Genomic DNA, 26,786 nt, shown 5'->3' with positions numbered 1-26,786 from the left:
GCCTGTAATCAAAGCCCGAGTGTAGCACAGCGGCTCCCGTGCCCCGGACAGCCACGACTGCACCGCTTTGGTGCCATCCCCGTGCCAGAGCTGTTCGCTGTTGGTGCAAAGTCCTGCCCCATGACCGGTGGTCTGCCCTGTCAGGAGGCGCGCCAGGCCTACCGGCCCCGGTAATACGGCCCCCTTCACAAACCTGGCAAGCTTTCTGCTACTGCCGAAGCAGAGACGGGCGTCAGCGGACGCCTGGGGTAGAGGCGCGCTCTGGCCGCTTCTGCCGTAACCACGGCGATTACCACGCCGACGGTTAAACAGACGGTCACTGCGCTAGACTTGGGCCGGGGTTTGTTTTCCTGGGGCAAGTCAACTCAATCGGGAGAAGTTTCATGAAACTAGTCACCGCCATCATCAAGCCGTTCAAGCTCGACGACGTGCGTGAGTCGCTGTCCGAGATCGGTGTGCAAGGCATCACCGTTACCGAGGTCAAGGGCTTTGGCCGTCAGAAGGGCCACACCGAGCTCTATCGCGGCGCCGAATACGTCGTCGACTTCCTGCCCAAGGTCAAGATCGACGTCGCCATCGCCGACGATCAACTCGATCGCGTCATCGAGGCCATCACCAAGGCCGCCAACACCGGCAAGATCGGTGACGGCAAGATCTTCGTGGTGAATCTCGAGCAAGCCATCCGCATCCGTACCGGCGAAACCGACACAGACGCCATCTGACGCGTTAACCGACCGCCCAACCCCACACGAGCCCCAGGAGAAACAACGATGACTCTGCGCACCTACGCAGGGCTAGGAGCCCTCATGTCTTTCGTAGCGCTGCCGGGCCTGGCCATGGCCCAGGAAGCGGCTGCGGCACCAGCAATCAACAGCGGCGATACGGCCTGGATGCTGATCTCGACGGCCCTGGTGCTGTTCATGACCATCCCTGGTCTCGCGCTGTTCTACGGCGGCATGGTGCGTGCCAAGAACGTCCTCTCGGTGATGATGCAGTGCTTCGCCATCACCGGTCTCATCAGCATCCTGTGGATGGTCTACGGCTACAGCCTGGCCTTCGACACCACCGGCATGGAGAAGGGCGTCACCAATCTGAATTCCTTCATCGGTGGCCTGAGCAAGGCCTTCCTGTCCACCCTGGAGCATGATGCCGTCACCTCGGCTACCGCACTGTTCCCGGAAAGCGTCTTCGTCACCTTCCAGATGACCTTCGCCATCATCACCCCGGCGTTGATCGTCGGCGCCTTCGCCGAGCGCATGAAGTTCTCCGCCATGCTGGTCTTCACCGGCCTGTGGTTCACCTTCGTCTACGCCCCCATCGCCCACATGGTCTGGAGCGGTGACGGCGGCCTGATGTGGGACTGGGGCGTACTGGACTTCGCGGGTGGCACCGTGGTGCACATCAACGCCGGTGTGGCCGGCCTGGTCGCGGCCCTGGTCCTGGGCAAGCGCAAGGGCTATCCCACCACTCCCATGGCGCCGCACAACCTGGGCTATACCCTGGTCGGTGCCGCCATGCTGTGGGTCGGCTGGTTCGGCTTCAATGCCGGTTCCGCCGCCGCTGCCAACGGCACCGCCGGCATGGCCATGCTGACCACCCAGATCGCTACCGCCGCCGCCGCCCTGGGCTGGATGTTCGCCGAGTGGATCACCCACGGTAAGCCGAGCGCCCTGGGCATCGCCTCCGGCGTGGTCGCCGGTCTGGTGGCCATCACCCCGGCCGCCGGTACCGCCGGCCCTATGGGCGCCCTGATCATCGGTCTGGTTTCCGGTGTGGTGTGCTTCTTCACCGCCACCAGCCTCAAGCGCAAGCTGGGGTACGACGACTCCCTGGACGCCTTTGGCGTGCACGGCATCGGCGGCATCGTCGGCGCTCTGCTGACCGGGGTCTTCGCCGCCCCGGCCCTGGGGGGCTTCGGCACCGTCACCGATATCGGCGCCCAGCTGTTCATCCAGTTCAAGGGCGTGGCCTTCACCATCGTCTACACCGGCATCGTCACCTTCGTGATCCTCAAGGTGCTGGACGTGGTCATGGGTCTGAGAGTCAACGAGGAAGAGGAAACCGTGGGTCTGGACCTCACCCTGCACAACGAGCGTGGCTACAACCTGTAAGCCGCCGCTCTGGAAAAAGGCGCCGCGAGGCGCCTTTTTCACGTCTGGCGTACGGCCGGAACAACCGTCGTCCTGCTGTGTCTAGACTGCACGCCAGCGGTGTGCAATCACCGCTTTGCTTTTCCGATCGTCGCGCTAGAATGCGCGCCCAGTCAGTCGGCGGGGGTTGTTCATGTGGTTGCAACGGACCTTTTCCCTGCGCGCGCGGGCGCGTGGTTTCCATCTCGTCACGGCTGAGGTGCTGGAGCAACTGCCCGAGCTTGGCGAATGCCGGATCGGCCTGCTGCACCTCTGGCTGCAGCACACCTCGGCCTCGCTGACCATCAACGAGAATGCCGACGGGGCGGTGCGCCGCGACTTCGAGCGGTTCTTCAATCAGCTGGTGCCCCAGGGGCAGGCCGGTTACGAGCACGACTACGAAGGCCCGGACGACCTGCCTGCGCATTTCAAGAGCAGTCTGCTTGGCTGCAGCCTGAGCCTACCGGTCCAGGCCGGGCGCCTGGCGCTGGGAACCTGGCAGGGCATCTACCTGGGCGAGCATCGCGACCAGGGTGGCGCGCGGCGGCTGATCGCGACGCTGCAAGGCGAATAGCCAGGAATTTTTTTTAAGAGGCCGCGTCAAAACGCGCGGTCCGATTTTGCCAAAGTCTGTGGAGGCGGTTTATGAGCGACGAAGATCTGGAGCAGGACGACCTGGAGACCGGGGCGGAAGAAGAGGGCGATAACGAAGACTTCGCTGCCGCAACCGACGACGCCGAGCAAGAGGAAAGCGGCGAAAGCGAAACACCCGCGTCCGGCAGCAAGGCCAAGAAGAAGCGCGAAGCCGAGCCCGAGGAACTGCCTTCGGTGGAAGCCAAGCAGCGCGAGCGGGATGCGTTGGAAAAGGCCATGCAGGACTTTCTGGCCCGCGGTGGCAAGGTGCAGGAGATCGACGCCAATGTGGTCGCCGATCCGCCCAAGAAGCCCGACAGCAAGTATGGCAGTCGGCCCATCTAGGACCACGCCATACCGCCTTCGAAACCCCGCCTCGGCGGGGTTTCGTCTATCTGGCAGTTACAGCAGCGCCATCACCATGATGAAGCCGGTGAAGGCCGCAGCCATGGTCGCAAGGCAGGCCATGCAGATTACATCATCTCTCTCATACATGTTGGCAACGCCCTAAAGCCTAATGGGTGATGGCATTTTGCTCCTTTGGCAAACATCTCCCTGTGTGGCTCATCGCAAAAGGCCACCATCTCGCCGCCGCGATGCCAAGCAGTTCACCAATGCCGGGGTGGTCCGTAATAGGGTCGCGCCTCATAGGCCGGCGGATAGGCGTAGTAGCCCGGCGGTGCCGGCCGCCAACGCGGCGCGGCATAACCCGGTTGCGGATAGGGCTGGTAGTAGCTGTAGGGGTAGCGATCCCTGCGGTAATAGGGGTGGTGCCGGTGATGCCGTCGAAATTCGCCCGCCGGCAGGAATTCGCCGCCCTCGGCGACGGCTGCGGCGCCGCCCGCCCAGGATTGTCCTCGATCGGGGCCTTCGTGGGCGGCGGCCAGGCCGCTGGCGGTCAGGGTGGCGGTCAACAGCAGAATCAACGACGCTCGCGATGCCATGGTGTTCTCCTCGCGGCGCTCGATAGGCCGCGTCACCATGAAACACCTTTGGCGGTCAGCGGACGTCAGGTCAGGTAAAGGTCCGGTAAGCCCGCCCGTCCACTCAGCCCCAATCGAGGCCCTGCATGCCCACGGCGACGATCAGCGCCATGGCCAGCAGGCCGATACCGCACATCAGGATGGTCAGCTCCAGTTGATCCAGGCGTCGCTTCATCCCTGCCACCAGTGCCAGAGGGTAAAGCCGACCAGCGCCAGCACCAGGCCGAGAAACAACCGGTTCAGCCACAAGCTGACGCCGCTCAGCACCTTGAACCAGAGGGGTATGGTCGGCTCGGCGGCACGCGGGCCGGGCTGGTCGATGGCTGGCTGAGGCAGGGCGCCGGACAGGGCAGGGGCGATGAGGGGAATCGAGGGAATCGGCATGCAGTAAGCGCCTCCGTGCGCTTGGTGCGAGGTCTGGTTGACCGCAGCGGCCAACCGGGGGCGAGCGGCGCCCTTGATCGGCGGCCACCCCTGCGATCGATCATCGCCGAAAATCTTGGCGATCGGGTGACGGGCTCCCGAAAAGGTCGGGCGGATCGCACTCTTGAGGGCAAATGGCAGAGCACCTGGGGCCATGGCGGCGACTCCTGGATGGCGCGGATCCCTTCGAGACTTGAGCGCCTGGTCGGACAGGCGCAGTCTGGATGACCTTAGCGCACCCTGGCGTGAGGCCCTGTGGGAAAACGTCATGACCAATCTGTTTCGCGACCTGCCCGATGCCTCCGCCGCGGAGGTGTTCACGACTCTGCTGGTGCGGCCCGGTTGCCGCATCGAACGCATCGTTTCCCATGGCCAGACGACGCCAGCGCAGACGCCCTATCGGCAGGCCCATGAGGAGTGGGTACTGCTGCTGCAGGGCGCCGCGCGGATCGCCCTGGAAGGGCGGGAGGTGGCGCTCGAGCCAGGGGATACGCTGCTCATCCCCGCCCACGCCGAGCACTGGGTGACCTATACCGATCCCACAGTCGCCACGGTGTGGCTGGCCCTTTATCTCGGCGTGGTGGACGGATCCCCGGCACCGGCGTGAAAGCCGTGGTGCCTGGCGCTCTTTCGACACCCGTCGCTAGCGGACCAGGGTCACCGGGCCATGGTCATCGCAGTGGCCGTCATGGACATGATGCAGTCGGCCATCCACCAGGTAGTCGACATGATCGCCGTGGGGCACGGCTTCATGACCACAATCGGGCCCATGGACGTGGTCGGCCGCATGGCCGCTGCTCTGGCCATGGGTGCAGTGATCCGGATTGGTCGCATTGACCTCCAGCACGTGCTCGTCCACGTGGTCACCATGCATGTGGTGCAGATGGCCGTCGTGGAGATAGTCGACGTGGCCCGCGTGCTCGATGGCGGTGTGGCCACAGTTCGGACCGTGCTGGTGGCTGTGATTGGCGTGATGCTTTTGGCTGCAGGTGCTCATGGTGCTGACTCCAGAAAGGGTGGGTGTCGGGCGACGCCGTGCCATTAAAAAGTCTGAAGTGGGTAGAGAGTCAAGATCGTTCGGGCGGGTTTCGCAAAGGATTGAGGCCGTCTAGAACGGGCCTTCCCACCCTTAGGGCAGGAGCAGGAGGGCGGTGCTGGGCCGCAAGGGAAGGGGCGTGACGAGATGGCGAGGCCTGCAGGCTGGCTTGCCCATATCACAGGCACAAAAAAACCGGCGCTAGGCCGGTTTCTCTGATTTCCAGATCCCGCAGGATCTGGAAGCTTGTCTTGGTGCCCAGGGACGGAATCGAACCGCCGACACGGGGATTTTCAATCCCCTGCTCTACCAACTGAGCTACCTGGGCAACGGGGCGCATTAAAAGCGTTTCTCGACCCTGTGTCAACAGCGAGCCCAAAAAAATTTAGATTTTTCGGGCGCTTAGGCGTCGACTCAGGCGCTGGGGGGCACGTAGCCCTCGGCCTGGGCGTAGTCTTCGCCGGACAGGAACTTGTCCATCTCGGCTTGCAGGAACTTGCGATCCTCGGCGTTCATCATGTTCAGCCGGCGCTCGTTGATGAGCATGGTCTGGTGCTTCTGCCACTCTTCCCAGGCCTGCTTGGAGACGTGTTGGTAGATGTCTTCGCCCTTGGCGCCGGGGTAGGGCGGACGATCGAGGGCGGGCAGCTCCTGCTTGTGCTTGCGGCACATCACGGTGCGGGTCATGCGGGTTCTCCTTTGAGCGCCTGCTCGGCGCGCTTGAGCAGTTTCTGCACCGGGGCGGCGAGGCCCAGGCGCGGCGGGGACGCGAGGTTATACCAAAGCCAGTCACCCTCGGCGACGCGGTGCTGGCGGTGGTCCACCTGCACCAGCCAGGGTTCGATGGCCAGTTGGAAATGGCTGAAGGTGTGCACCAGGCCGGGCAGCGCCTGGCGTTCGTCGATGGCAAGGCCCTGGCGTTCGGCGAGGGCTTCGAGTTCGGCCACGTCGGCCACCTCCGGCGGACCCCAGAGACCGCCCCAGAGGCCGGTCGAGGGGCGGCGCTGGAGGAGCACGGCATTGGCGTCGTTGACGAACAGCGGCATCAGGGTGCTGCGCTGCGGCAGTGTCTTGCGTGGCTTGGCGGCGGGAAAGTCGGTTTCCTGGCCCAGCAGGTGGGCACGGCAGCCGGGCTTGACCGGGCACAGTAGACAGCTGGGTTTGCTGCGGGTACAGAGGGTGGCGCCCAGGTCCATCATCGCCTGGGTGTAGTGGCCGACCCGCTCGTGGGGCATCAGTCGGTCGGCCACCTCCCACAGACGGCGGGCCACGGCGGGTTCGCCCGGATAGCCGGGAGTGGCGGTATAGCGGGCCAGGACGCGCTTGACGTTGCCATCGAGGATGGGCGCCCGGATGCCCATGCTCAGGCTGGTGATGGCGCCAGCGGTGGAGCGACCGATACCGGGCAATTCGGCCAGGGCCTCGACGCTGCGCGGGAATTCGCCGCCATGGCGCTCGACCACGGTCTTGGCGGCCTTGTGCAGGTTGCGCGCGCGGCTGTAGTAGCCGAGGCCGGTCCAGAGGTGCAGGACCTCGTCTTCCGGCGCGGCGGCCAGGGCCTCGACGGTGGGCAGCGCCTGCATGAAGCGGTCGAAGTAGCCCAGTACGGTGGCGACCTGGGTCTGCTGGAGCATGATCTCCGAGACCCAGACGCGATAGGGCGTCACGCCCTGTTGCCAGGGCAGGTCCTTGCGGCCGTGCAGGTCGTACCAGGCCAGCACGGCGGTACCAAAGGCGTCGTCAGTCATCGGCGTTGCAGCAGCCCTCGGATGGCGTTCTGGATGTCGGGGCTGATTTTATCACCGAGCTTCTCTTCGATTTTTTCGTTCAGACGATTGCCAGCGGCGCGGGCGATGATCTGGCCCATGGCCTCGCGATCCAGGCGGCAGGCCTTGGCGCCCAGTTCCAGCGGGCCGCGGCACTGCAGCGGCCACTCGATGTCCGCATAGCGCTCGCCGACCCGGCAGCCGGGATCGGCGGCGGCATTGGTGTCGCCCTGCACGGTGATGCCCAGGCGGTAGTCGAGGCCGAGGGTGCGCAGGTCGATGTCGCCCGCGCCCTTTACCGCCAGGCCCGGCACGCTGACGCTGAGGTCCTGGTTGCGGGCCACGCCGTTGACGATGTTGAGGCTGCCGCTCAACTGGCGGAAGGGGGTGTTCTGGCCGCCATGGGGCAGCTCCAGCGGCTTGCGATTGAGCAGGGCGATGCCCTGGCACAGCTGGCTTTCGACGTTGGCGTCGATCAGTTGGCCATTGCGCAGGGCGAAGCGCGCGGTGCCGCCCAGGTTGCCGATCAGAGTGCGCTGGCTGGCACCCGCGCTGCGCAGATCGGCGTCCAGGTCGAGCAGGCCTTCCACCGGCGGCTTCTGGCCCTGGGCCTGGAGGATGCGCTCCACCGGCACGCCCTTGATGCGCTCGCGAGCGGTCAGTTGCGGCTGGGCGCCACGTACGTCGAGGGCGCCATTGGCCTCGAAGCGACCGCCGAACAGCTCGCCTTCCAGGGCGCTGAGCTGCAGCTGGCCATCGGCGGCCCTGGCCTTGAGGCTGGCGCCTTCGAAGGGCAGGCGATTGAGGGTCAGGTGTTGCAGGCTCAGGTCGACATCGGCGTCCAGGCTGCGCAGGCGCTCCACCGGCAACAGGGTTTCCTGGCTCCAGGCGTGCTGGGTCGGCGCCTCGGGCAGCGGCGAGTTGCCCTGGGTGGCGATGGCATCGACCTGGGCGACCTCTTCCTGGCGCGCGCCATTGGCCTGGCGCGCCGCGGCGGCCTTGGCCGGCAGATAGCGATCCAGGTCCAGGGCGTCGCCGCTGACTTGGATACGCAGGGCGCGGCGGGCGATATCGGCGACGGCGACCCGGCCCTTGAGGGTGCTGTCGTCGAGCTGGAAGTTGAAGTCGTCCAGCGCCAGGGCGTTGCGGCTGGCTTGCACCTGGGCATTCATCTCGAAGCGCTGCAGGGTCTTGGCGTCGGCCATGGCCGGCAATTCGACGCCGATACTGTCGAGGAAGGCGCGCAGGTCCAGGCGGGCGATGGAGACGCGCCCGGCCAGTTGCGGATCGGTTTCCAGACCGGTGAGCTTGAGATCGCCCAGCGCCTTGAGGTCGTTGGCGGCGAGCTTGAGGCTGGTCCACTCGGCGGTCTGGGCGCGGCGGTCGACGGCCAGTTGGCCGCTGGCGGAATAGTTGACCACCTTGCCGTTGAAGGGCTCGCCACTGGCGTCGCCGGTCAGCTGGAGATTGTCCAGGGCGTATTGCTGGCTGGCCGGATCGAAGCGGAGTTCACCGTTGAGCAGCACGGTGGCGTTGACCGGCGGCTGGGTGGTGCTGGCGGTGCCGGCCAGCTTGATGGGAATGGGAGTGCCGGCGTAGATGGCACCGGTCTCCAGATCGATGCCCTCGAAGGCATAGCGGGCGCCGCTGCGGGCGTCGCTGTATTCGACGCGGGAATTACGCACGGTCAGGCTCTCGACATTGAGCTTGAGCGGCTGGCGTCCCGTGGTCGGCTCGCCAGACGTGGACGCGTCGGCGGAGGTGTCGGCCGGCGCGGCGCCAGCGTCCGCCTTGGATGCGGGGCGGCCGATTTCGGCCCAGTTGGTACGGCCCTGCTCATCGCGGCTGGCGGTGAGGTCGAGGCCGTCGATCTTGATGTCGCTCATCTCCAGATCACGGCGCAGCAGCAGCGGCAGCAGGCGGACCGAGAGGATCAGCCGCTGCACCTGGGCCAGCTGGCGGTCGGGGGTGGCGGCGCTGGCCAGGGTGGCGTCGTGCAATTCGACGCCCAGCCAGGGAAACAGACTCCAGCCGATGTCGCCCTTGAGTTGCAGGTCGACGTTGGCCTTGTCGCGCGCCAGCTGGCGGAGCTCGTCCTTGTAGTCGTTGGGATCGACCAGATGGGTGAGGGCGAAGCCTGCGGCGACCAGCAGAAGCAGCAGGCCGACGAGGACTATACCCAGCACTTTGGCGAAAGCTTTCATGACGAGGAAATTCCTGTTCCGGCGGGCGATGGCGCGACTGGCCAGTATAGGGGCTTGGGCTGGCCGCGATGACATCGAGGTGTCGGCCCTGTGACAGCGGTGGTACTCGCCCGTTTCGTCGGCGGTCTTGCACCGCCCGTACCCTGGTAAATGAGCAGGGGTGGCAGTACGCCAGGGTGCGCTTTAATGTCGCGCACCTCTGGTCGGTTGACGCCGTTTCTTTGACTCGTTTACGGGGAAGCGTGCAGGGAATGTCTACCGGCCTGGACGCTATACACTAGAAAAGGGCTGAACCCATGAGCACTACTCTCACCGCTGGCGGCGCCGCTTCGGCACGTCCGGCTTTCCTGTCCAAGGAGCGCATCGTCGCCCGGCCCGGTTTCAACCGCTGGCTGGTCCCGCCGGCCGCTCTAGCTATCCACCTGTGCATCGGCATGGCCTATGGCTTCTCGGTCTTCTGGCTGCCGCTGTCCAAGGCGATCGGCATCACCGCCGCCGTGGCCTGCCCGGTCGAGATGGGCTTCTTCGAACAGATCTTCAGTGCCACCTGTGACTGGAAGATCTCCCAGCTCGGCTGGATCTACACCCTGTTCTTCATCTTCCTCGGCTGCTCGGCCGCCCTGTTCGGTGGCTGGCTGGAGCACGCCGGTCCGCGCAAGGCCGGCGTCGTCTCGGCGCTGTGCTGGTGCGGTGGTCTGCTGATCTCCGCCCTGGGCATCTATACCCACCAGATCTGGATGCTGTGGCTGGGTTCGGGCGTAATTGGCGGTATCGGTCTGGGCCTGGGCTACATCTCGCCGGTGTCGACCCTGATCAAGTGGTTCCCGGACAAGCGCGGCATGGCGACCGGCATGGCCATCATGGGCTTTGGTGGCGGCGCCATGGTGGGTGCACCCCTGGCCGATGCCCTGATGCGGCACTTCGCGTCGGCCACTGAAATCGGTGTTTGGCAGACCTTCCTGGTCATGGCGGTGATCTACTTCGTGTTCATGATGAGCGGCGCCCTGGGCTACCGCGTGCCGCCGACCGGCTGGAAGCCCGCCGGTTGGACGCCGTCCACCAAGAAGGCCGGCAGCAACATGATCACCAATCGCCACGTCCACGTGAGCAAGATCTGGGGCATCCCGCAATTCTGGCTGGTCTGGGCCGTGCTCTGCCTGAACGTGACCGCCGGCATCGGCATCATCGGCATGGCTTCGCCGCTCCTGCAGGAAGTCTTCGGTGGTCGTCTGCTGGGCAACGGCCTGGCCTACGGTGAACTCAGCGCCGATCAGCTCAAGCAGATCGCCGCCATCGCCGCCGGCTTCACCGGTCTGCTGAGCCTGTTCAACATCGGCGGGCGTTTCTTCTGGGCATCCTTTTCCGATTACATCGGTCGCAAGATGACCTACTTCGTCTTCTTCACCCTGGGTTTCGTGCTCTATGCCATCGTGCCCTGGACCGGTCACCTGGGCAGCGTGGCGCTGTTCGTCTTTGCCTTCTGCCTGATCCTGTCCATGTACGGCGGTGGTTTCGCCACCGTGCCGGCCTACCTCGCCGACCTGTTCGGTACCCAGATGGTCGGCGCCATTCACGGTCGCCTGCTCACCGCCTGGGCCGCCGCCGGCGTCTTCGGTCCGGTGCTGGTCAACTATCTGCGCGAGTACCAGCTGAGCATGGGCATCCCCCGCGCCCAGGTGTACGACATCACCCTGTACATCCTGGCTGGTCTGCTGGTGCTGGGCTTCCTCTGCAACCTGATGGTGCGCCCGGTGGCCGACAAGCACTTCATGACCGAGGCCGAACTCGCCGTCGAGCGCGCCAATGGCCACGACAGCAATGCCGGCAGCGCCCAGGTGCTGGAGTGGAGCGCCGATCCCAAGACCAAGCCGCTGGCCATCGCCGCCTGGCTGGCCGTGGGCATCCCGCTGGCCTGGGGGATCTGGATCACCCTGCAAAAGACCGCCGCGCTGTTCAGCTGAGTCACAGCCGAATCAAGCGGTAACGGGGCGTCCCCACGCGGGCGCCCCTGGCGGTGGGACGCCTCGTCCCGCCGCGCTTTCGATCCAGTCCTCGCGCCCCTATAATATCGGCCCTTTCGCCCACCGATTTTCGCGGAGCAGGCTATGGCCGAACGCAAGGCAACCGTCGAGCGCAACACCCTGGAAACCCAGGTCAAGGTATCCCTGGATCTGGACGGCACGGGCGCAGCGCGCTTCGACACCGGGGTCCCCTTCCTCGAGCACATGCTCGACCAGATCGCCCGCCACGGGCTGATCGACCTCGATATCCACTGCCGCGGCGACCTGCACATCGACGACCACCACACGGTGGAAGACATCGGCATCACCCTCGGTCAGGCCTTCGCCAAGGCGGTCGGCGACAAGAAGGGCATCCAGCGCTATGGCCATGCCTATGTGCCCCTGGACGAGGCCCTGTCGCGCGTCGTCATCGACTTCTCCGGCCGACCCGGCCTGCACTGGAACGTGCCCTTCACTCGCGCCACCGTGGGCCGCATGGACGTCGACCTGTTCCTCGAATTCTTCCAGGGCTTCACCAACCACGCCCAGGTGACCCTGCACGTCGACAACCTGCGCGGGGTCAATAGCCACCACCAGATCGAAACCGTGTTCAAGGCCTTTGGCCGCGCCCTGCGCATGGCCCTTGCCGAAGATCCGCGCATGGCCGGTGTCATGCCCTCCACCAAGGGGTGCCTGTGATGCAGACGGTAGCCGTCATCGACTATGGCATGGGCAACCTGCACTCCGTGGCCAAGGCCCTGGAGCATGCCGGTAGCCACCAGGTGCTGGTGACCGGCGATCCTGCGGTGATCCGCGAGGCGGACCGCATCGTCCTGCCCGGCGTCGGCGCCATCCGCGACTGCATGGCCGAGATCCGCCGCCAGGGCATCGATGAACTGGTCCGCGAAGTCAGCCAGGATCGTCCCTTCCTCGGCGTCTGCGTCGGCATGCAGGCGCTGATGCAGCGCAGCGAAGAGAACGGCGGGGTGGACTGCATCGGCCTGTTCCCCGGCGCCGTGCGGCGTTTCCCGGGTGGCATGCAGGAAGAGGGCGAGACCCTCAAGGTGCCGCACATGGGCTGGAACGAGGTCAGCCACGTGCTCGACCATCCGCTCTGGCACGGCATTCCCGATCGCGCCCGCTTCTATTTCGTGCACAGCTTCTATGTCGAGGCCGGCAATCCGCGCCAGGTGGTCGGTCGCGGCCATTACGGCCTGGACTTCGCCGCGGCGCTGGCCGACGGCTCGCGCTTCGCCACCCAGTTCCACCCCGAGAAGAGCGCCGACTGCGGTCTGCAGCTCTATGCCAACTTCCTCGCCTGGGATGGCCGCTGGTAATGGCGCGCAAGCCGCCCGCGCCGCTGGTCAGGCTCGAACCCGAGCAGACCCAGCGCCTGGTCACGGCCTTGCAGACCCTGCTGGACGATCGCTTCGAGGTCCGCCTGGGGCGGTTCGAAGTCGAGGAACTGCTGGATTTCTTCGCCCGCGAGTGCGGGCCGCTGTACTACAACAAGGCGGTTGCCGACGTGCAGACCCTGCTCAGGGAACGTGTCGACAGCCTGGAAAGCGACATCTGGACGCTGGAAAAGCCCTAGATCGCCCTCACCCCCGAGCCAAGGTATTGCCATGCTGATCATCCCCGCCATCGACCTCAAGGACGGTGCCTGCGTCCGCCTGCGCCAGGGGCGCATGGAAGATTCCACCGTGTTCTCCGACGATCCCGTGGCCATGGCCGCCCAGTGGGTCGACGGCGGCTGCCGTCGGCTGCACCTGGTGGATCTCAACGGCGCCTTCGAGGGCCAGCCGGTCAATGGCGAGGTGGTCACCGCCATCGCCAAGCGCTATCCCGGCCTGCCGATCCAGATCGGCGGCGGCATCCGCTCGCTGGAGACCATCGAGCACTATGTGCGTGCCGGCGTCAGCTACGTGATCATCGGCACCAAGGCGGTCAAGCAACCGGAATTCGTCGCTGAAGCCTGCCGCGCCTTCCCGGGCAAGGTCATCGTCGGCCTGGACGCCAAGGACGGCTTCGTCGCCACCGATGGCTGGGCCGAGGTCAGCGAACTGCAGGTCACCGACCTGGCTCGCCGTTTCGAAGCCGACGGCGTCAGCGCCATCGTCTACACCGACATCGCCCGCGACGGCATGATGCAGGGCTGCAACGTCCCGGCCACCCGCGCCCTGGCCGAAGCCACCAGCATCCCGGTGATCGCCTCCGGCGGCATCCACAACCTGGGCGACATCCAGAACCTGCTCGACGCCCGCAGCCCGGGCATCATCGGCGCCATCACCGGCCGGGCGATCTACGAGGGCACCCTCGACGTCGCCGAGGCCCAGGCGCTGTGCGACAACTTCAAGGTCTGAGGACTCAGTCATGGCGCTGGCGAAACGCATCATCCCCTGCCTGGACGTGGACAACGGCCGCGTGGTCAAGGGCGTCAAGTTCGAGAACATCCGCGATGCCGGTGATCCGGTGGAGATCGCCCGTCGCTACAACGAGCAGGGCGCCGACGAGATCACCTTTCTCGACATCACCGCCAGCCATCAGGGCCGCGACACCACCCTGCACACCGTGGAACGCATGGCCAGCCAGGTGTTCATCCCGCTGACCGTGGGCGGCGGCGTGCGCACCGTGCAGGACATCCGCAACCTGCTCAACGCCGGTGCCGACAAGGTCTCGATCAACACCGCGGCGGTCTTCACCCCCGAGTTCGTCGGCGAAGCCGCGGCGCGCTTCGGTTCCCAGTGCATCGTGGTGGCCATCGACGCCAAGCGCGTCAGCGGCCCCGGCGAAACCCCGCGCTGGGAGATCTTCACCCATGGCGGGCGCAAGCCCACCGGCCTCGACGCCGTGGCCTGGGCGCAGAAGATGGAAGGCCTGGGCGCGGGCGAGATCCTGCTCACCAGCATGGACCAGGACGGCATGAAGAACGGCTTCGACCTGGGCGTGACCCGCGCCGTCAGCGAGGCGGTGGGCATCCCGGTGATCGCCTCCGGCGGCGTCGGCAATCTGCAGCACCTGGCCGACGGCATTCTCGAAGGCAAGGCCTCTGCGGTGCTGGCCGCGAGCATCTTCCATTTCGGCGAATGCACCATTCCCGAGGCTAAACGGTACCTGGCCGAAAAAGGGATTGTGATACGCTCCACAAAATCTTAAGCACCGGCGGTGCCGGCAGGGAGAGGGGCGTGCGCAAGGGAATCTGGGCCTGCTTGGCCGGTTTGCTGCTGGTATCCACCACGGTCAGGGCGGAGCTTCCGGCGGGTTATCAGCTGACGCTGCTGACGGAAAACTTCCCGCCCTACAACTTCTCCGTCGATGGCAAGAACTTCGCCCGCGAGGGCGAGCTCAAGGGCATCGCCGTCGACATGGTGCGCGAGATGTGCCAGCGCGCCGGCATCTCCTACAACCTCACCCTGAGATTTCCCTGGGAGCGGATCTACGGCATGGCCCTGGATCAGCCCGACCACGGCGTCTTCGTCACCGCCCGGCTGCCGGAGCGCGAGGCCCTGTTCAAATGGGTCGGTCCCATCGGCCCGGACGACTGGGTCCTGCTCGGTCGCGCCGACAGCCACCTGCAGCTGCGCAGCCTGGACGATGTCCGCAAGCAGCAGCTCAGGATCGGCGCCTACAAGGGCGACGCCATCGCCGAGAGTCTCGTTCAGCAGGGCTTCCAGCCGGATCTTGCGCTGCGCGATCAGGAAAACGTGCAGCGCCTGGTCAAAGGACAGATCGATGTCTGGGCCACCGGTGATCCCGCCGGCCGCTATCTGGCCCGCCAGGAAGACGTGACCGGACTCAAGATGCTGCTGCGCTTCAACAGCGGCGAGCTGTTCCTGGCGCTGAACAAGCAGACCCCCGACGAGGTGGTACAGAAGCTGCAGAAGGCCCTCGACGAGATGCGCCAGAGCGGCGCGGTTCAGACCATCTTCAATCGTTATCTGTGATCCCGGCGGGCCGAGCGATCGGCGCGGACGGTCGCCTGAGGAGAGAGCTATGCGCAAGTCCTGGTTGGCCATCGCCGCCGTACTGTTGAGTTGCACCCTCGGCCTGGAGACAGCCCGGGCGGAATTGCCAGCGGGCTATCGCGTGGTACTGCTGACCGAGAACTTCCCGCCCTTCAACATGGCGGTGGACGACAAGAACTTCGCGCGTGACGATGCCATCGACGGCATCAGCGCCGATCTGGTGCGCGAGATGTTCAAGCGCGCCGGGATCGACTACAACCTCTCGCTGCGCTTTCCCTGGGATCGCATCTACAACCTGACCCTGGAAAGCCCCAACTACGCGCTGTTCTCCGTGTCGCGCACCGAGTCCAGGCTGCCGCTGTTCAAGTGGGTCGGGCCGCTGGGCAAGACCCGCAAGGTGTTCATGGCGCTGGCCGGCAGCACCCTCAAGGTGCCAGACCTGGCCACGGCAGCCCGGCTGCGCGTCGGTGCCTACAAGAATTCCGCTGTGAGCCTGATGATTCAGGAAAAGGGCATCGTCCCCATCGATGCCCTGCGTGATCAGGAGAACATCGCCAAATTGCAGAAGGGTGAGATCGACGTCTGGGCCACCACCGACGTGGTCGCCCGTTACCTGGCCAAGCAGCAGGGCGTCAGCAACCTGCAGACCCTGCTCAGCTTCCAGGAATCCGACCTCTACCTGGCCCTGAACAAGGACACCCCCGACGAGGTGGTGACCCGCCTACAGCAGGCCCTAGATGCCATGCGCCGCGAAGGCCTGGTCGACAGCATCACCAACAACTATCTCTAGTGCGGCGCCGCGTGGCGAGTTGCGCTGGAGGTGAGCATTCGCCAGCGTCCTGTCTGCACGCGAGGTACCAGGGATTCCGTATTGCCCGGCAGCTGGACGGGGCCGCGAAGCCTTGACGACCGCGGTGAGGCCAGCCGCAGTGAGCGCTGAACGTTGTAAAGGGATACTCAACGAAACCTCGGAAATGCGGCCTTGGGTCGCCAGGGAGTTGCAATGCAAAAGCTGTGGTTGCGTCTTGCGGGGGTACTGCTGGGTTGCACGCTGGGCTTGACCCAGGCCCGTGCCGAGCTGCCGGATTACTATCAGGTCGTGCTCCTGACCGAGAATTACCCTCCCTTCAACATGTCGGTCGATGACAAGAACTTCGCCCGCGATGACGCCATCGACGGTATCGCCACCGATGTCGTCCGCGAGATGTTCAGGCGTGCGGGCATCAAGTACAGCCTTTCGCTGCGCTTCCCCTGGGACCGCATCTATCGGCTGACCCAGGAGACGCCCAACTACGGACTTTTCTCCGTCGCCTACACCGAGGCGCGCAAGGATCAGTTCAAATGGGTGGGGCCCTTTGGCCGATCGAGCTGGACCCTGCAGGCGTTGCCTGGCAGCAAGCTGGACGTCAAGACGCTCAAGGATGCCGCCCGCTATCGCATCGGTACCTATCGCAACGATGTGATCAGCAAGACGCTGACCGCCCAGGGCATTCCGGTCATCGATGCCCTGCGTGATCAGGAGAACGTCGACAAACTGGTGAAAGGCCAGATCGATATCTGGGCCACCGCCGATCCAGTCGGTCGCTATCTCGCCAAGCAGCAGGGGGTGACCGGCTTGCAGACGCTGCTTCGCTTTAACGAAGTGGATCAGTATCTGGCGCTGAACAAGGACACGCCTGACGAAGTGGTGACACGCCTCAAGGCGGCCCTGGAGCAGATGCGCAAGGAAGGGGTGATCGACAGCATCACCAACAATTACCTCTGACGCCTGGAGGCCACCGGCCGGTCGCTAGCGATAGCGACCATCGCGACCATGCCCGGCCATGGCCTGATTGGCGCGCAGGGCGATCATCTGCGGCAGGTCGATCACCTCCACGCCCTGGGCCTTGAGCAGCGGCAACTGCTGGGCCAGCACCGCCAGAGTCGCCGGGTGCGGATGGCCGATTAGCACGGCGCTGCCCTGGCGCTTGGCCAGACGCACGCCTTCGGCCAGTTGCGCGGCCACGGCTGCCGGAGTCGCCTCGTTGTCCAGGAAGACATCGCGCGAGACGCTGGCCAGGCCGATCTTCTGGGCCTCCGCGGCGGCCACGGTGGCAGCGCTGGTGCGGCTGTCGAGAAACAGCAGGTGGCGCTCCTGCAGGACCTGCATCAACTCGGCCATGGCCAGTCGATCGGCGGTCATGCGACTGCCTTCGTGGTTGTTCACCCCATCCGCCTCGGGAACCCGTTCCAGCGCTCGATCGAGGCGTTGCAGGCGCTCGGCCGAGGACATTTCCGGATGCCAGGCATAGGGGCCGCCGGCCGGGTCCATGGGCAGGTGCAGCAACACGGTGCGCCCGGCGCGATGGGCCTGGGTAGCCAGCTCGGCGGCGTAGCGGGTCTCGGGGATGATGGCCAGGACCACCGGCGCGGGTAGCGCCAGGACCTGGCGATCCCGGGCCGGATTCTGGCCGAGGTCGTCGATGACGATGGTCAGCTGCGCGGTGGCGGCCTGGGCCAGACCGCTGGCCAGGGCGAGCGCCCCGGCCAGTAGCCAACGTCCCATCCTCACGGGGTATGGGTGACGTTGAGCCCCTTGAGCAGCGACAGCGCCTGGGAGAGCTGGAAGTCGTCATCCTGCGGCCGCGGACTCTGGTTGGGCGCCTTGCTGCCGGTGGGCCGATCGGCGCCGCCGTTGCCATTGCCCAGGTGACCGGCCAGATCCGCTTCGCGGAAGTATTCGTCGCCACCGCTCTGCGGGGTGACCTTGGCCGGCGCCACGGCGATGTCCGGGGTGATGCCCTGGGCCTGGATGGAGCGACCGTTCGGCGTGTAGTAGAGCGCCGTGGTGAGCTTGAGCGCCCGGTCGTTGTTGAGCGGCAGCACCGTCTGCACCGAGCCCTTGCCGAAGCTGTCGGTACCCATGAGGATGCCGCGCTTGGAATCCTGCAGGGCGCCAGCGACGATTTCCGCGGCCGAGGCACTGCCGCCGTTGATCAGCACCACCAGCGGTACCTTCTCGCTGGGATCGGCGGCATCGGCCGAGAAGCGCAGTTCGGAATTGGGCAGGCGACCCTTGGTGTAGACGATCAGGCCATGGGTCATGAAGGCATCGGCCACCTCGACCGCCGACTGCAGCACCCCACCCGGGTTGTTGCGCAGGTCGAGGATCAGGCCCTTGAGCTTGCCCTTGTTCTCCTGGCGCAGCTTGGCGAGCGCCTTGACCGTCTCTTCGCCGGTGTTGACCTGGAACTGCGAGATGCGCAACAGGCCATAGCCGGATTCGAGCACCTGGCTCTTGACGCTGTTGACCTTGATCACCGCCCGCGCCAGCTTGACGTCGAACGGCTGGCCACCACCGCGGACGATGGTCAGCACGATGGGGCTGCCCGGCTTGCCGCGCATCTTGTCGACGGCTTCGTTGATGGCCTGGCCCTTGGTTGGCTGGCCGTCGATCTTGACGATCAGGTCGCCCGGTTGCAGGCGCGCCTTGGCCGCCGGGGTGTCGTCGATGGGCGAGACCACCTTGATGAAGCCGTTTTCCTGGCCGACTTCCAGGCCCAGGCCGCCGAATTCACCGCTGGTGGTTTCCTGCAGCTCGGCGAAATCCTTGGGTTCCAGGTAGGCCGAATGCGGATCCAGGTTGCTGAGCATGCCCTTGATGGCGTTTTCCAGCAGGACCTTGTCGGACACCGGCTCCACATAGGCCGCCTTGATGCGGTCGAACACCTCGGCAAAGGTGCGCAGCTCGTCCAAGGGCAGCGGAGCGCTGGCCGGGGCCGCGGGCGCGGTGCCCGGTGCGACCGGCGTCACTGCAGCCGGCGTGCTCTGCGACGATTGCGCCTGGACGACTCCAACGCCGCTGAACAGCAGGGCGAGGACCAGGACGGTGGGACGAAAGCGATGCGGCATGTGCAGCTCCTAAACCGAGGTGTGTCGCACTATCCCTGAGCACGGCACCAGATGACCGGGTCCGTTGGGCGGCCCTGTTGGCGGATGGCGAAGTACAAGGCGGAGGCTTCCTGACCGCCGCTGGCGCCGACGGTCGCGATGGCATCTCCGGCCTTGACCACGTCACCTGCAGACTTGAGCAGGCTCTGATTATGTCCGTACAGGCTGAGATAGCCATTCCCATGATCGATGATAACCAGTTGGCCGGCGCCCCTTAGCCAGTCGGCGAAGACCACCCGGCCGTCGTGTACCGCCTTGACCCGGGTGCCGGCACCGGCGGCGATCAGGACACCGTCCCATTTCGCGCGGGGATCGTCGCCGCGGGCACTGCCGAAACGGGCCACCAGGCGACCATCGACCGGCCAGGGCAGCTTGCCGCGCGCATTGGCAAAGGCACCGCCATAGGCAGGTGCTGCACTAGACACCGCCAGCTCCGGGGCGTTCGAGGGGCGCGGGGCTTTCGGCTCGCTTTGCGCCTGGCGCCGTGCCGCTTCCCGCGCCTGGGCAGCGCGAGCTTCGGCCAGTTGCCGTTGGCGGGCCTCCTCGGCTTCGCGGGCCTGACGCGCGAGGGTTTCCTCGATGGTCTTGAGCACCTTGTTCAGGGCTGCCTGATCCTGCTCGCGGCTTTCGATCTCGCGACTCTTGTCGCGGTAGTCCGCATTGATCTTGGCCAGGGCTGCCTGGCGCTCCTTGCGCACCTCGGCCAGCTCCGCCTGACGCTTCTCCAGGTCTTCCCTACGCGCGACCAGCTCGCCCTGTTCCTGCTGGATGCCCTGTTCCACCTCGCGCAATTCGCGCAGGGTGTCGTTGAAGCTGGCGAGCTGATCCAGGCGGGTGCGATTCAGGTAGTTGTAGTAGGTGAGGGTGCGACTGACCTTTTCCGGATGCTCCTGATTGAGCAGCAGCTTGAGGTATTCCTGGCGCCCGCTCTGGTAGGCGGCGCGCACCTGCACGGCGATCAGCTTCTGTTGCTCAGCGCGAGACTGGTCGAGCTTCTTCTTGCGCCCGTCCAGCTCTTGCAGCTTTTTTTCGCCGTTCTCCAGCTGCTTCTGCAGCGAGTCGACCTGCTTTTCCAACTCGCCCATCTGGGTCTCGGTGCCCTGCAGCTGCTTCTGCACGCCGGACTTCTCGGCCTGCACCTGCTTGAGCACCTTCTGCATCTCCTGGATTTCCCGGCGGGTCTGCTCGATCTGCCGCTGGGTGTCGGCGCGGTCGTCGGCCAGGGCGGGAGCGAGAACGCTGGCAAGCAGGAAAAGGGCAAGAACAGGGCGCATGCGAGGTCGTACGTTTCAAGGGCGAAGCGCCTAGTATGCCCGTCACATCCAGCAAAAAAAACGGCAAGGCACGCCGTTCAGCGTTCACGGCCCGACCAGGCGGCCAGGCTGCGAACGAGGGGGCATTTCTGTTTCAGTAACCCACGGTGAAACGGGTGCGGTGGTGGACAGGCCGTTCGGCCTCGTCCAGCAGGGCCACGGCGAAGTCCTCGTAGGAGATATGACTGTCGCCGGCCGCATCGAACAGCAGGGCATCGTCGCCCAGACGGAAGCTACCGGTACGTTCGCCGGGCGCGAAGACCATCTGCGGACTGACGAAAACCCAATCGAGGTCGCTGACCCCGCGCAGGGCATCCAGGGTGGCGATGCCGGCTCCGGCTTCGCTGCGGTATTCCGCGGGAAAGGCAGGGGCGTCGAACAGTCGTGCGCCGTCCGGCAGGTGCAGGCTGGCGGCGCCACCCACGATCAGCAGGCGCGGGATGCCGGTGGCCCGGGCGAAGTCGATCAGGGTGCCTGGTGCGATGTCGGCGAATCTCAGGCTGCTGATCAACACCTCGTGACCGGCCAGGGCCTTGGCGGCTCGCGGATCGGTGACATCGCCGGCGACTACGGTCAGGCCGGCGCGGGACACCAGGCGCGCGGGATCCCGTACCAGGGTAGTGACTTGGTGGCCGCGGAAGAGGGCTTCGTCGAGCAGACGGCTGCCGACGTTGCCGGTGGCGCCGAGCAGGGCGATGGAGGTCATGGCTTGGATTCCTCGGAAATGAAGGGAAGCCAAGCCTAGGCAGAGCGGCGAAAGCCGCCAAGGAGGCAGTTTGAGATGAGCTGGTTACCTGCGGATAACCCGGGGTCGCCGAGGGTATGGCGCCATCGGGGGGCTGTGTATACTGGCCAGCATTTTTAGCCCTCCCTGGATAGCTCTTTCATTATGGAATTTCTCGGTCGGGTGGTCGAATTCGCCACCCATCATCCGCTTCTCGTCGCCGCCTTCCTCGCCATCGTCGCCCTGATGCTGTTCAACGAGACCCGTAGGGGCGGTCGCAGCCTGTCCACTGGCGAACTCACCAATCTGGTCAATCGCGAAGAGGGTGTGGTGCTCGACATCCGCCCGAGCAAGGACTTCGCCGCCGGGCATATCGTCGGGGCGCTGAACATCGCTCAGGAGAAAGTCGCCAGCAGCCTGTCTCTACTGGAGAAGCACAAGGCCAAGACCCTGATCGTGGTGGACAGTGCCGGCCAGCAAGCCGGTGCCGTGTGCGGCGAGCTGCAGAAGGCCGGCTTCACCGCCGCTCGACTGAATGGCGGTATCGCCACCTGGCGTGCAGAAAATCTGCCCCTGGTGAAGTGACCCCCTAGCGTGGCCGTTCCATCGGCCACTGGAGACCGCGCATGTCTGACGTCGTCATCTATACCAGCGCCTGGTGTCCCTATTGCCATCGTGCCAAGCACCTGCTCGATCGCAAGAACGTGGCCTATCGGGAAATTTCCGTTGACGGCCAGCCGGGGCTGCGCAGCGAAATGGCCCGCAAGGCCGGTCGCACCAGCGTGCCGCAGATCTGGGTCGGCAGCACCCACGTCGGCGGTTGCGACGACCTCTATGCCCTAGACCGAAGCGGGCGTCTCGATCCGCTGCTGTCCGCCTGACCAACACTCATCACTCAAGGCCCTACCATGACCGACCAAGCCAATGGCGCCCAGGAAGACGGCGCTCAGTTCTCTCTCCAGCGCATCTACATCCGCGACCTGTCCTTCGAAGCGCCCAAGAGCCCCGAGATCTTCCGTCAGGACTGGCAGCCCAACGTCAACCTGGACCTGGCCACCCGTCAGAAGACGCTGGGCGACGACTTCCACGAAGTGGTGCTGACCCTGACCGTGACCGTCAAGAACAACGAAGAGACCGCCTTCATCGCTGAAGTGCAGCAGGGTGGCATCTTCCTGATCAAGGGTCTGGACGCCGCGTCCATGGCCCATGCCCTGGGCGCCTTCTGCCCCAACATCCTGTTCCCCTACGCCCGTGAGGCGCTGGACAACATGGTGGTGCGTGGCTCCTTCCCCGCGCTGATGCTGCAGCCGGTGAACTTCGACGCCCTCTACGCCCAGGAACTGGCGCGCATGCAGACCGCTGGCGAAGCCTGATCGGCTCCACCGCGATGACGAACGCCCCTTGCGAGGGGCGTTCTGCTGTCTGGCCTCAGGTCTCTTGGGGAATGCCTAGGCCTTGTCTGCCTCTCGCTCGTGCGCCTTTGTGCTCGCTCTGAGCTTGCGGCTGGCGCGCCAGAGATCGAAGCTGAACACCGCAAGACCGGTCCAGATGCAGAGAAAGGCGAACAGCCGCTCACGGGGGAAGGGCTCGTCATAGAGCCAGACCGCCTGGATCAGCACCAGGGTCGGCGCCAGGTACTGCAGGAAGCCCAGGGTCGAATAGGGCAGCTTGCGCGCCGCGGCGTTGAAGCACAGCAGCGGGATCAGGGTGACCGGTCCGGCCAGCACGATCAGCAGGCCCAGGGATGACTGCCAGGTCTCGGCCTGCAAGCTCACCCCAGGGGTCAGCAGCGGCAGCGCGACCAGGGCGATCGGCACCAGCATCCAGCTCTCCACTACCATGCCCGGCAGCGCGGCCACCGGCGTCTGCCGCCGCACCAGGCCATAGAAGGCGAAGCTCAGCGCCAGAGCCAGGGAGACCCAGGGCAGCTGCCCCAGGGTCCACAGCTGCTGGGCCACGCCGAGCACCGCCAGGCCTACGGCGATCCATTGCAGCGGGCGCAGGCGTTCACCGAGGAGCACCAGGGCGAGCAGGATGTTGACCAGCGGATTGATGTAGTAGCCCAGGCTGGCCTCGACCACATGGGCGTTGTTGACTGCCCAGATGTAGACCAGCCAGTTGCAGGCCACCAGCGCGCCGGATACGGCCAGCCAAAGTAGCCGTTTGGGATGAGCGCGCAGCTCCGCCCACCAGCCGCGATGGCGCCAGACCAGCAGCAGCAGGGCGCTGAACAGGGCGGACCAGAGGATGCGCTGGAACAGGATCTCGGTCGCCGGCAGGGCCGCCAGCAGTTTGAAGAACAGCGGAAACAAGCCCCACAGCCCATAGGCGGTGAGGCCCAGGGCATAACCCTGGCGCAAGGCAGACATGAGGGATCCTTAGGCAGGCAACGTTCTTGTCCGGGCAGGATAGCTCAAGGGACGGCGGGATGTGGGCTGAGGTGGTGCGCTTGTGGTGTGACCGTCGCGACGGTCGATCGCGGCCATGGCGGTCCGCCAATGCGGCCGCTCGTACGAAAAGTCCGGTGCCTGTAGGAGCGGCCCATGGCCGCGATCAGTGTTGTAGCGTGGAAAACGGCGCAGCCTTTTCCACTGGAGAAGTCCTCACGAGGCGTACCCTCACCCCGGCCCTCTCCCAGGGGAGAGGGGTATTCGGGCGCCCAGGCTAGAACAGTCGCAACGGCGCCTCGTCCAGGGCGGCGCGCTGTTCGCGCAGGGTCAGGATCTGATCGCCCCAGTAGCGTTCGCTGCCGAACCAGGGAAAGCTCTTGGGAAAGGCTGGATCGTCCCAGCGGCGCGCCAGCCAGGCGCTGTAGTGCATCAGGCGCAGGGTGCGCAGCCCCTCGATCAGGGCCAGCTCGCGTGGCTGGAAATCGTGGAATTCCTCGTAGCCGTCCATCAGCTCGGACAGCTGCGTCAGTCGCTCCTGGCGATCGCCGGCCAGCAGCATCCAGAGATCCTGCATGGCCGGACCGTGGCGGCAGTCGTCGAGGTCGACGATGTGGTAGGCGTCATCGCGGCAGAGCAGGTTGCCCGGGTGGCAATCGCCATGCAGACGGATGACGTCGTAGCTGACGCTCTCGAAGAGTTCGTCGAGGCGCTGGAGCAGGTCGCGGGCCACCGATTCATAGGCGGGCAGCAGGCTCTTGGGAATGAAGTTGCCGGTGAGCAGGGTGTCCAGCGAAGCATGGCCGTAGCCCTGGACGTCCAGCGACTCACGGTGCTGGAAGGGCCGGCTGGCACCCACCGCATGCAGCCGACCCAGTAACTGGCCGAGGCGATGCAACTGGTTGAGATCACCCGGCTCCGGTGCGCGGCCACCGCGGCGGGGAAAGAGTGCGAAGCGAAAGCCGGCATGGGTGAACAGCGTCTGGCCGTCGCGCTGCAAGGGTGCGACCACGGGCACCTCGCGCTCCTCCAGTTCGGCGGAAAAGGCGTGTTCTTCCAGAATAGCCGCGTCGGTCCAGCGATCCGGGCGATAGAACTTGGCGATCAGCGGGGTCTCGGCTTCGATGCCGATCTGATAGACGCGATTCTCGTAGCTGTTGAGCGCCAGCACCCGGGCATCGCTGAGATAGCCCAGGCTTTCGATGGCGTCGATGACGAGGTCGGGACTCAGATTTTCGAACGGATGAGACATGGCGCGCTCCTCGGTCACGGGGGACGATGGCGATTGCCACCCTGCATCCGGGAGATGCTAGCGCATGCCCGAGCCCCATGGCGAAGGCTCGAGCGCTATCCGCTCGCCGGTCAGGCGCCGATCACCCCGCCGTCTTCCCGGGTGATGACCATCACCGAAGAGCGGGGCTGACCATCCGGTCGTTGCTCCGGGAACTGGGAACCGCCTTCCTCGCCGGGGTGCTGGATGCCGACGAACATCGTCCGGTAGTCCGGCGAGAAGGCCAGGCCGGTGACCTCGCAGCCGACCGGGCCGACCAGGAAGCGGCGCATCTCGCCGCTGCGCGGATCGGCGCAGAGCATCTGGTTGTTGCCCATGCCCTCGTAGTCGCCCTTGTTGCTGTACTTGCCGTCGGTGAGCACCCACAACCGGCCGGCGGCGTCGAAGCCCAGGCCATCGGGGCTGTTGAACATGTTCTCGGCATTGATCTGCTGGGAGCCGGCTTCCGGCGTGCCCGGGTGCACCTTGGGATTGCCGGCGATGACGAAGAGGTCCCAGTCGAAGCTCAGGGCCGCGGCATCGTCACCGCTCTCGCGCCAGCGCACGATCTGGCCGTAGAGGTTGTTGGCGCGGGGATTGGGGCCGCCCACCGGCATGCCGTCCTCGCCGCGCTTGGTGTTGTTGGTCAGGGTGCAATAGACCTGGCCGTCCTTGGGGCTGACGGCGATCCACTCGGGTCGGTCCATGCGCGTGGCGCCGACCTGGGTGCCGGCCTGACGGGCGTGGATGAGCACCTCGGCCTGGCTGGCGAAGCCGTTGGCGGCGGTGAGGCCGTTCTCGCCATGCACCAGCGGCAGCCACTGGCCGCGGCCCTTGGGACGGTTCGGGTCGCGGTCGCCCTCGTCGAAGCGGGCGACATAGAGGGTGCCGTGGTCGAGCAGGTCGCGATTGGCCTTGGGGTCGTCTTGCAGGCGGTCGCGGCTGACGAACTTGTAGATGAACTCGCCACGTTCGTCGTCGCCCATGTAGACCACCACGCGGCCATCACGGGTGCGGGCGAGGGCGGCGTTCTCGTGTTTGAAGCGACCCAGGGCGGTGCGCTTGACCGGCTTGGCCTGGGGATCGAAGGGATCGATCTCGGTGATCCAGCCGTGGCGGTTGAGTTCGTTGGGGTTCTGCGCCAGGTCGAAACGATCGTCGTGCAGGTGCCAGTCGTTCTCCACGCTGGCGTGCTTGACGCTGTAGCGCTTCTGGGCCGCATCGAATTTCAGGTTGGCGTCGCGACTGCCAAAGACATCGGTGAAGTTCTCTTCGCAGGTCAGATAGGTGTGCCAGGGCGTGGCGCCACTGGAGCAATTCTGGAAGGTGCCCAGCACCTCGCGACCAGCCGGATCGGCGACGGTCTTGAGCAGGGCGTGGCCGGCGGCCGGACCGCTGACGGCGATGGGCGTGTTGCCATGCACCCGGCGGTTGTAAGGCGAGCCCTGGACGAAGTGCCATTGGCCGTCCACGCGCTTCACCTCGATCACCGAAACGCCCTCGGCGGCCTGGGCCTTGCGGGTGTCTTCCAGGGACTTTGGCGGGGTGCCGTGGCTGAGCAGATAGCGGTAGTTGGTGTATTCGTTGTTGATCGCCATCAGCGCCCGGTCCGGATCGTCCGGGAAGGGATAGAAGGCCATGCCATCGTTGTTGTCACCGAACTGCACGGCCTGGTCGGCGGCGCTGGGGCTGCCATCGGGGCGGAAGGCCGGGCCATCGGTGTGCAGTGGCTGGCCCCAACTGATGAGCACGCTGGCGCGATAGCCGGGCGGCACCACCAGGGTGTCGGCGGTGGAAGCCGGGATGTTGGCGAAGCCGATCAAGGGATTGCCCGTGGCCTCGCTGACGGCATCGGCCAGGGCGCTCCGCCCGAGCAGGCCACCACCGAGGAACAGGGCGGCACCGGCGAGGGCACCCGCGCCGATGAAGCGTCGACGGCTGAGATGGACGAGGCGTTCGAGATCGGTCTGTTCGTTGTGCATGTTGATGGCTCCCTCACGGTGTGCAGGCGAGGCTAGTCAGA

At 65.6% G+C, this 26,786-nt stretch carries 30 protein-coding genes and 1 tRNA gene; 17 read left to right on the top strand and 14 right to left on the bottom strand.

Annotation, left to right across the window (positions count from 1 at the left end; all coding sequences use genetic code 11):
- Nucleotides 1-383 precede the first annotated feature (383 nt).
- From glnK to sutA, 4 genes are all read left to right on the top strand, one after another.
- A complete protein-coding gene (glnK, locus tag LRS53_RS20630; RefSeq protein ID WP_003096476.1) occupies nucleotides 384-722 on the top strand; it encodes a P-II family nitrogen regulator in 339 nt (112 codons plus the stop codon).
- 48 nt (nucleotides 723-770) lie between these two features.
- Nucleotides 771-2,111 (top strand): ammonium transporter, encoded by a 1,341-nt coding sequence (locus LRS53_RS20625; protein ID WP_026083673.1) that lies wholly within the window; start codon nucleotides 771-773, stop codon nucleotides 2,109-2,111.
- A 172-nt stretch (nucleotides 2,112-2,283) separates the two neighbouring features.
- Nucleotides 2,284-2,703 carry a secondary thiamine-phosphate synthase enzyme YjbQ gene (locus tag LRS53_RS20620; protein ID WP_093255020.1) on the top strand — a complete coding sequence of 140 codons (420 nt, stop codon included), beginning with the start codon at nucleotides 2,284-2,286 and terminating at the stop codon, nucleotides 2,701-2,703.
- A gap of 71 nt (nucleotides 2,704-2,774) precedes the next feature.
- Nucleotides 2,775-3,107, top strand: a complete 333-nt coding sequence (gene sutA / locus LRS53_RS20615; RefSeq protein ID WP_017639573.1) for a transcriptional regulator SutA — start codon at nucleotides 2,775-2,777, stop codon at nucleotides 3,105-3,107.
- A 263-nt stretch (nucleotides 3,108-3,370) separates the two neighbouring features.
- On the opposite strand, the gene LRS53_RS20610 is transcribed toward sutA, so the two are convergent.
- A complete protein-coding gene (locus LRS53_RS20610; protein WP_231357150.1) occupies nucleotides 3,371-3,706 on the bottom strand; it encodes a hypothetical protein in 336 nt (111 codons plus the stop codon).
- Between the two features lie 210 nt (nucleotides 3,707-3,916).
- Nucleotides 3,917-4,129, bottom strand: coding sequence for a hypothetical protein (locus LRS53_RS20605; protein ID WP_231357149.1), 213 nt, complete (start codon nucleotides 4,127-4,129; stop codon nucleotides 3,917-3,919).
- A 307-nt stretch (nucleotides 4,130-4,436) separates the two neighbouring features.
- Between LRS53_RS20605 and LRS53_RS20600 the strand changes: the two genes are divergently transcribed.
- Nucleotides 4,437-4,775 (top strand): cupin domain-containing protein, encoded by a 339-nt coding sequence (locus LRS53_RS20600; RefSeq protein ID WP_231357148.1) that lies wholly within the window; start codon nucleotides 4,437-4,439, stop codon nucleotides 4,773-4,775.
- A gap of 36 nt (nucleotides 4,776-4,811) precedes the next feature.
- Here the strand turns inward: LRS53_RS20600 and LRS53_RS20595 are convergent, their stop codons facing one another.
- From LRS53_RS20595 to LRS53_RS20575, 5 genes are all read right to left on the bottom strand, one after another.
- The gene (locus LRS53_RS20595; RefSeq protein WP_173149756.1) at nucleotides 4,812-5,165 is read right to left on the bottom strand and encodes a hypothetical protein; all 354 of its coding nucleotides are present in this window, start codon (nucleotides 5,163-5,165) and stop codon (nucleotides 4,812-4,814) included.
- A 291-nt stretch (nucleotides 5,166-5,456) separates the two neighbouring features.
- Nucleotides 5,457-5,532, bottom strand: a tRNA-Phe gene (locus tag LRS53_RS20590).
- A gap of 86 nt (nucleotides 5,533-5,618) precedes the next feature.
- Nucleotides 5,619-5,891, bottom strand: a complete 273-nt coding sequence (locus LRS53_RS20585; RefSeq protein WP_017639567.1) for an oxidative damage protection protein — start codon at nucleotides 5,889-5,891, stop codon at nucleotides 5,619-5,621.
- Complete coding sequence (gene mutY / locus LRS53_RS20580; protein WP_231357147.1) at nucleotides 5,888-6,952, bottom strand: A/G-specific adenine glycosylase; 1,065 nt, start codon at nucleotides 6,950-6,952, stop codon at nucleotides 5,888-5,890. The genes LRS53_RS20585 and mutY overlap by 4 nt, the downstream gene beginning before the upstream one ends.
- On the bottom strand, nucleotides 6,949-9,174 hold the full coding sequence (locus LRS53_RS20575; RefSeq protein ID WP_231357146.1) for an AsmA family protein: 2,226 nt from the start codon (nucleotides 9,172-9,174) through the stop codon (nucleotides 6,949-6,951). Before LRS53_RS20575 ends, mutY begins: the two co-directional genes overlap by 4 nt.
- Nucleotides 9,175-9,470: 296 nt before the next feature.
- Here LRS53_RS20575 and LRS53_RS20570 point away from each other — a divergent pair, with 296 nt between their 5' ends.
- The 9 genes from LRS53_RS20570 to LRS53_RS20530 all read left to right on the top strand — a co-directional run bounded on the left by LRS53_RS20570 (nucleotide 9,471) and on the right by LRS53_RS20530 (nucleotide 16,904).
- A complete protein-coding gene (locus LRS53_RS20570; RefSeq protein WP_017639564.1) occupies nucleotides 9,471-11,135 on the top strand; it encodes an OFA family MFS transporter in 1,665 nt (554 codons plus the stop codon).
- Nucleotides 11,136-11,279: 144 nt separating this feature from the next.
- Nucleotides 11,280-11,873, top strand: a complete 594-nt coding sequence (gene hisB / locus LRS53_RS20565; protein WP_007159790.1) for an imidazoleglycerol-phosphate dehydratase HisB — start codon at nucleotides 11,280-11,282, stop codon at nucleotides 11,871-11,873.
- Nucleotides 11,873-12,511 carry an imidazole glycerol phosphate synthase subunit HisH gene (hisH, locus tag LRS53_RS20560; RefSeq protein ID WP_007159789.1) on the top strand — a complete coding sequence of 213 codons (639 nt, stop codon included), beginning with the start codon at nucleotides 11,873-11,875 and terminating at the stop codon, nucleotides 12,509-12,511. Before hisB ends, hisH begins: the two co-directional genes overlap by 1 nt.
- Nucleotides 12,511-12,768 (top strand): DUF2164 domain-containing protein, encoded by a 258-nt coding sequence (locus tag LRS53_RS20555; protein WP_231357145.1) that lies wholly within the window; start codon nucleotides 12,511-12,513, stop codon nucleotides 12,766-12,768. The genes hisH and LRS53_RS20555 overlap by 1 nt, the downstream gene beginning before the upstream one ends.
- A 31-nt stretch (nucleotides 12,769-12,799) precedes the next feature.
- Nucleotides 12,800-13,537, top strand: a complete 738-nt coding sequence (gene hisA, locus LRS53_RS20550; protein WP_027597481.1) for a 1-(5-phosphoribosyl)-5-[(5-phosphoribosylamino)methylideneamino]imidazole-4-carboxamide isomerase — start codon at nucleotides 12,800-12,802, stop codon at nucleotides 13,535-13,537.
- Between the two features lie 10 nt (nucleotides 13,538-13,547).
- A complete protein-coding gene (gene hisF / locus LRS53_RS20545; RefSeq protein ID WP_007159785.1) occupies nucleotides 13,548-14,330 on the top strand; it encodes an imidazole glycerol phosphate synthase subunit HisF in 783 nt (260 codons plus the stop codon).
- 29 nt (nucleotides 14,331-14,359) lie between these two features.
- A complete protein-coding gene (locus tag LRS53_RS20540; protein ID WP_231357144.1) occupies nucleotides 14,360-15,118 on the top strand; it encodes a substrate-binding periplasmic protein in 759 nt (252 codons plus the stop codon).
- A 49-nt stretch (nucleotides 15,119-15,167) separates the two neighbouring features.
- Entirely contained in the window at nucleotides 15,168-15,929 is a 762-nt protein-coding gene (locus LRS53_RS20535) for a substrate-binding periplasmic protein (RefSeq protein WP_173149748.1), read from the top strand.
- Between the two features lie 213 nt (nucleotides 15,930-16,142).
- Entirely contained in the window at nucleotides 16,143-16,904 is a 762-nt protein-coding gene (locus tag LRS53_RS20530) for a substrate-binding periplasmic protein (RefSeq protein ID WP_064306834.1), read from the top strand.
- A 24-nt stretch (nucleotides 16,905-16,928) separates the two neighbouring features.
- Here LRS53_RS20530 and LRS53_RS20525 read toward each other — a convergent pair whose 3' ends face one another.
- From LRS53_RS20525 to LRS53_RS20510, 4 genes are all read right to left on the bottom strand, one after another.
- Entirely contained in the window at nucleotides 16,929-17,684 is a 756-nt protein-coding gene (locus tag LRS53_RS20525; protein WP_231357143.1) for a divergent polysaccharide deacetylase family protein, read from the bottom strand.
- Nucleotides 17,685-17,686: 2 nt separating this feature from the next.
- Complete coding sequence (locus LRS53_RS20520) at nucleotides 17,687-19,030, bottom strand: S41 family peptidase (protein WP_231357142.1); 1,344 nt, start codon at nucleotides 19,028-19,030, stop codon at nucleotides 17,687-17,689.
- A gap of 29 nt (nucleotides 19,031-19,059) precedes the next feature.
- Nucleotides 19,060-20,343 (bottom strand): murein hydrolase activator EnvC family protein, encoded by a 1,284-nt coding sequence (locus tag LRS53_RS20515; RefSeq protein WP_017639554.1) that lies wholly within the window; start codon nucleotides 20,341-20,343, stop codon nucleotides 19,060-19,062.
- 133 nt (nucleotides 20,344-20,476) lie between these two features.
- The gene (locus LRS53_RS20510) at nucleotides 20,477-21,088 is read right to left on the bottom strand and encodes an NAD(P)-dependent oxidoreductase (protein WP_231357141.1); all 612 of its coding nucleotides are present in this window, start codon (nucleotides 21,086-21,088) and stop codon (nucleotides 20,477-20,479) included.
- Between the two features lie 183 nt (nucleotides 21,089-21,271).
- On the opposite strand from LRS53_RS20510, the gene LRS53_RS20505 reads away from it, so the two are divergent.
- Genes LRS53_RS20505 through secB form a run of 3 tightly spaced genes read left to right on the top strand, consistent with a single transcriptional unit; the run spans nucleotide 21,272 to nucleotide 22,479 of the window.
- Nucleotides 21,272-21,691, top strand: coding sequence for a rhodanese-like domain-containing protein (locus LRS53_RS20505; RefSeq protein ID WP_017639552.1), 420 nt, complete (start codon nucleotides 21,272-21,274; stop codon nucleotides 21,689-21,691).
- Nucleotides 21,692-21,732: 41 nt separating this feature from the next.
- Nucleotides 21,733-21,987 carry a glutaredoxin 3 gene (grxC, locus tag LRS53_RS20500; protein WP_184288855.1) on the top strand — a complete coding sequence of 85 codons (255 nt, stop codon included), beginning with the start codon at nucleotides 21,733-21,735 and terminating at the stop codon, nucleotides 21,985-21,987.
- Nucleotides 21,988-22,014: 27 nt separating this feature from the next.
- Nucleotides 22,015-22,479 (top strand): protein-export chaperone SecB, encoded by a 465-nt coding sequence (secB, locus tag LRS53_RS20495; protein WP_007159775.1) that lies wholly within the window; start codon nucleotides 22,015-22,017, stop codon nucleotides 22,477-22,479.
- A gap of 75 nt (nucleotides 22,480-22,554) precedes the next feature.
- Here the strand turns inward: secB and rarD are convergent, their stop codons facing one another.
- The 3 genes from rarD to LRS53_RS20480 all read right to left on the bottom strand — a co-directional run bounded on the left by rarD (nucleotide 22,555) and on the right by LRS53_RS20480 (nucleotide 26,745).
- The gene (gene rarD, locus LRS53_RS20490; protein ID WP_231357140.1) at nucleotides 22,555-23,475 is read right to left on the bottom strand and encodes an EamA family transporter RarD; all 921 of its coding nucleotides are present in this window, start codon (nucleotides 23,473-23,475) and stop codon (nucleotides 22,555-22,557) included.
- Nucleotides 23,476-23,770: 295 nt separating this feature from the next.
- Entirely contained in the window at nucleotides 23,771-24,745 is a 975-nt protein-coding gene (locus LRS53_RS20485) for a serine/threonine protein kinase (RefSeq protein WP_231357139.1), read from the bottom strand.
- A gap of 110 nt (nucleotides 24,746-24,855) precedes the next feature.
- Nucleotides 24,856-26,745: a PhoX family protein gene (locus tag LRS53_RS20480; protein ID WP_231357138.1), complete on the bottom strand. Its 1,890-nt coding sequence runs from the start codon at nucleotides 26,743-26,745 to the stop codon at nucleotides 24,856-24,858.
- Between the last annotated feature and the right edge of the window lie 41 nt (nucleotides 26,746-26,786).

This window comes from Pseudomonas sp. PLB05 (assembly GCF_021106615.1).
GTDB classification, from domain to species: domain Bacteria; phylum Pseudomonadota; class Gammaproteobacteria; order Pseudomonadales; family Pseudomonadaceae; genus Chryseomonas; species Chryseomonas benzopyrenica.
This window is presented reverse-complemented; position numbering and strand designations above follow the sequence as displayed.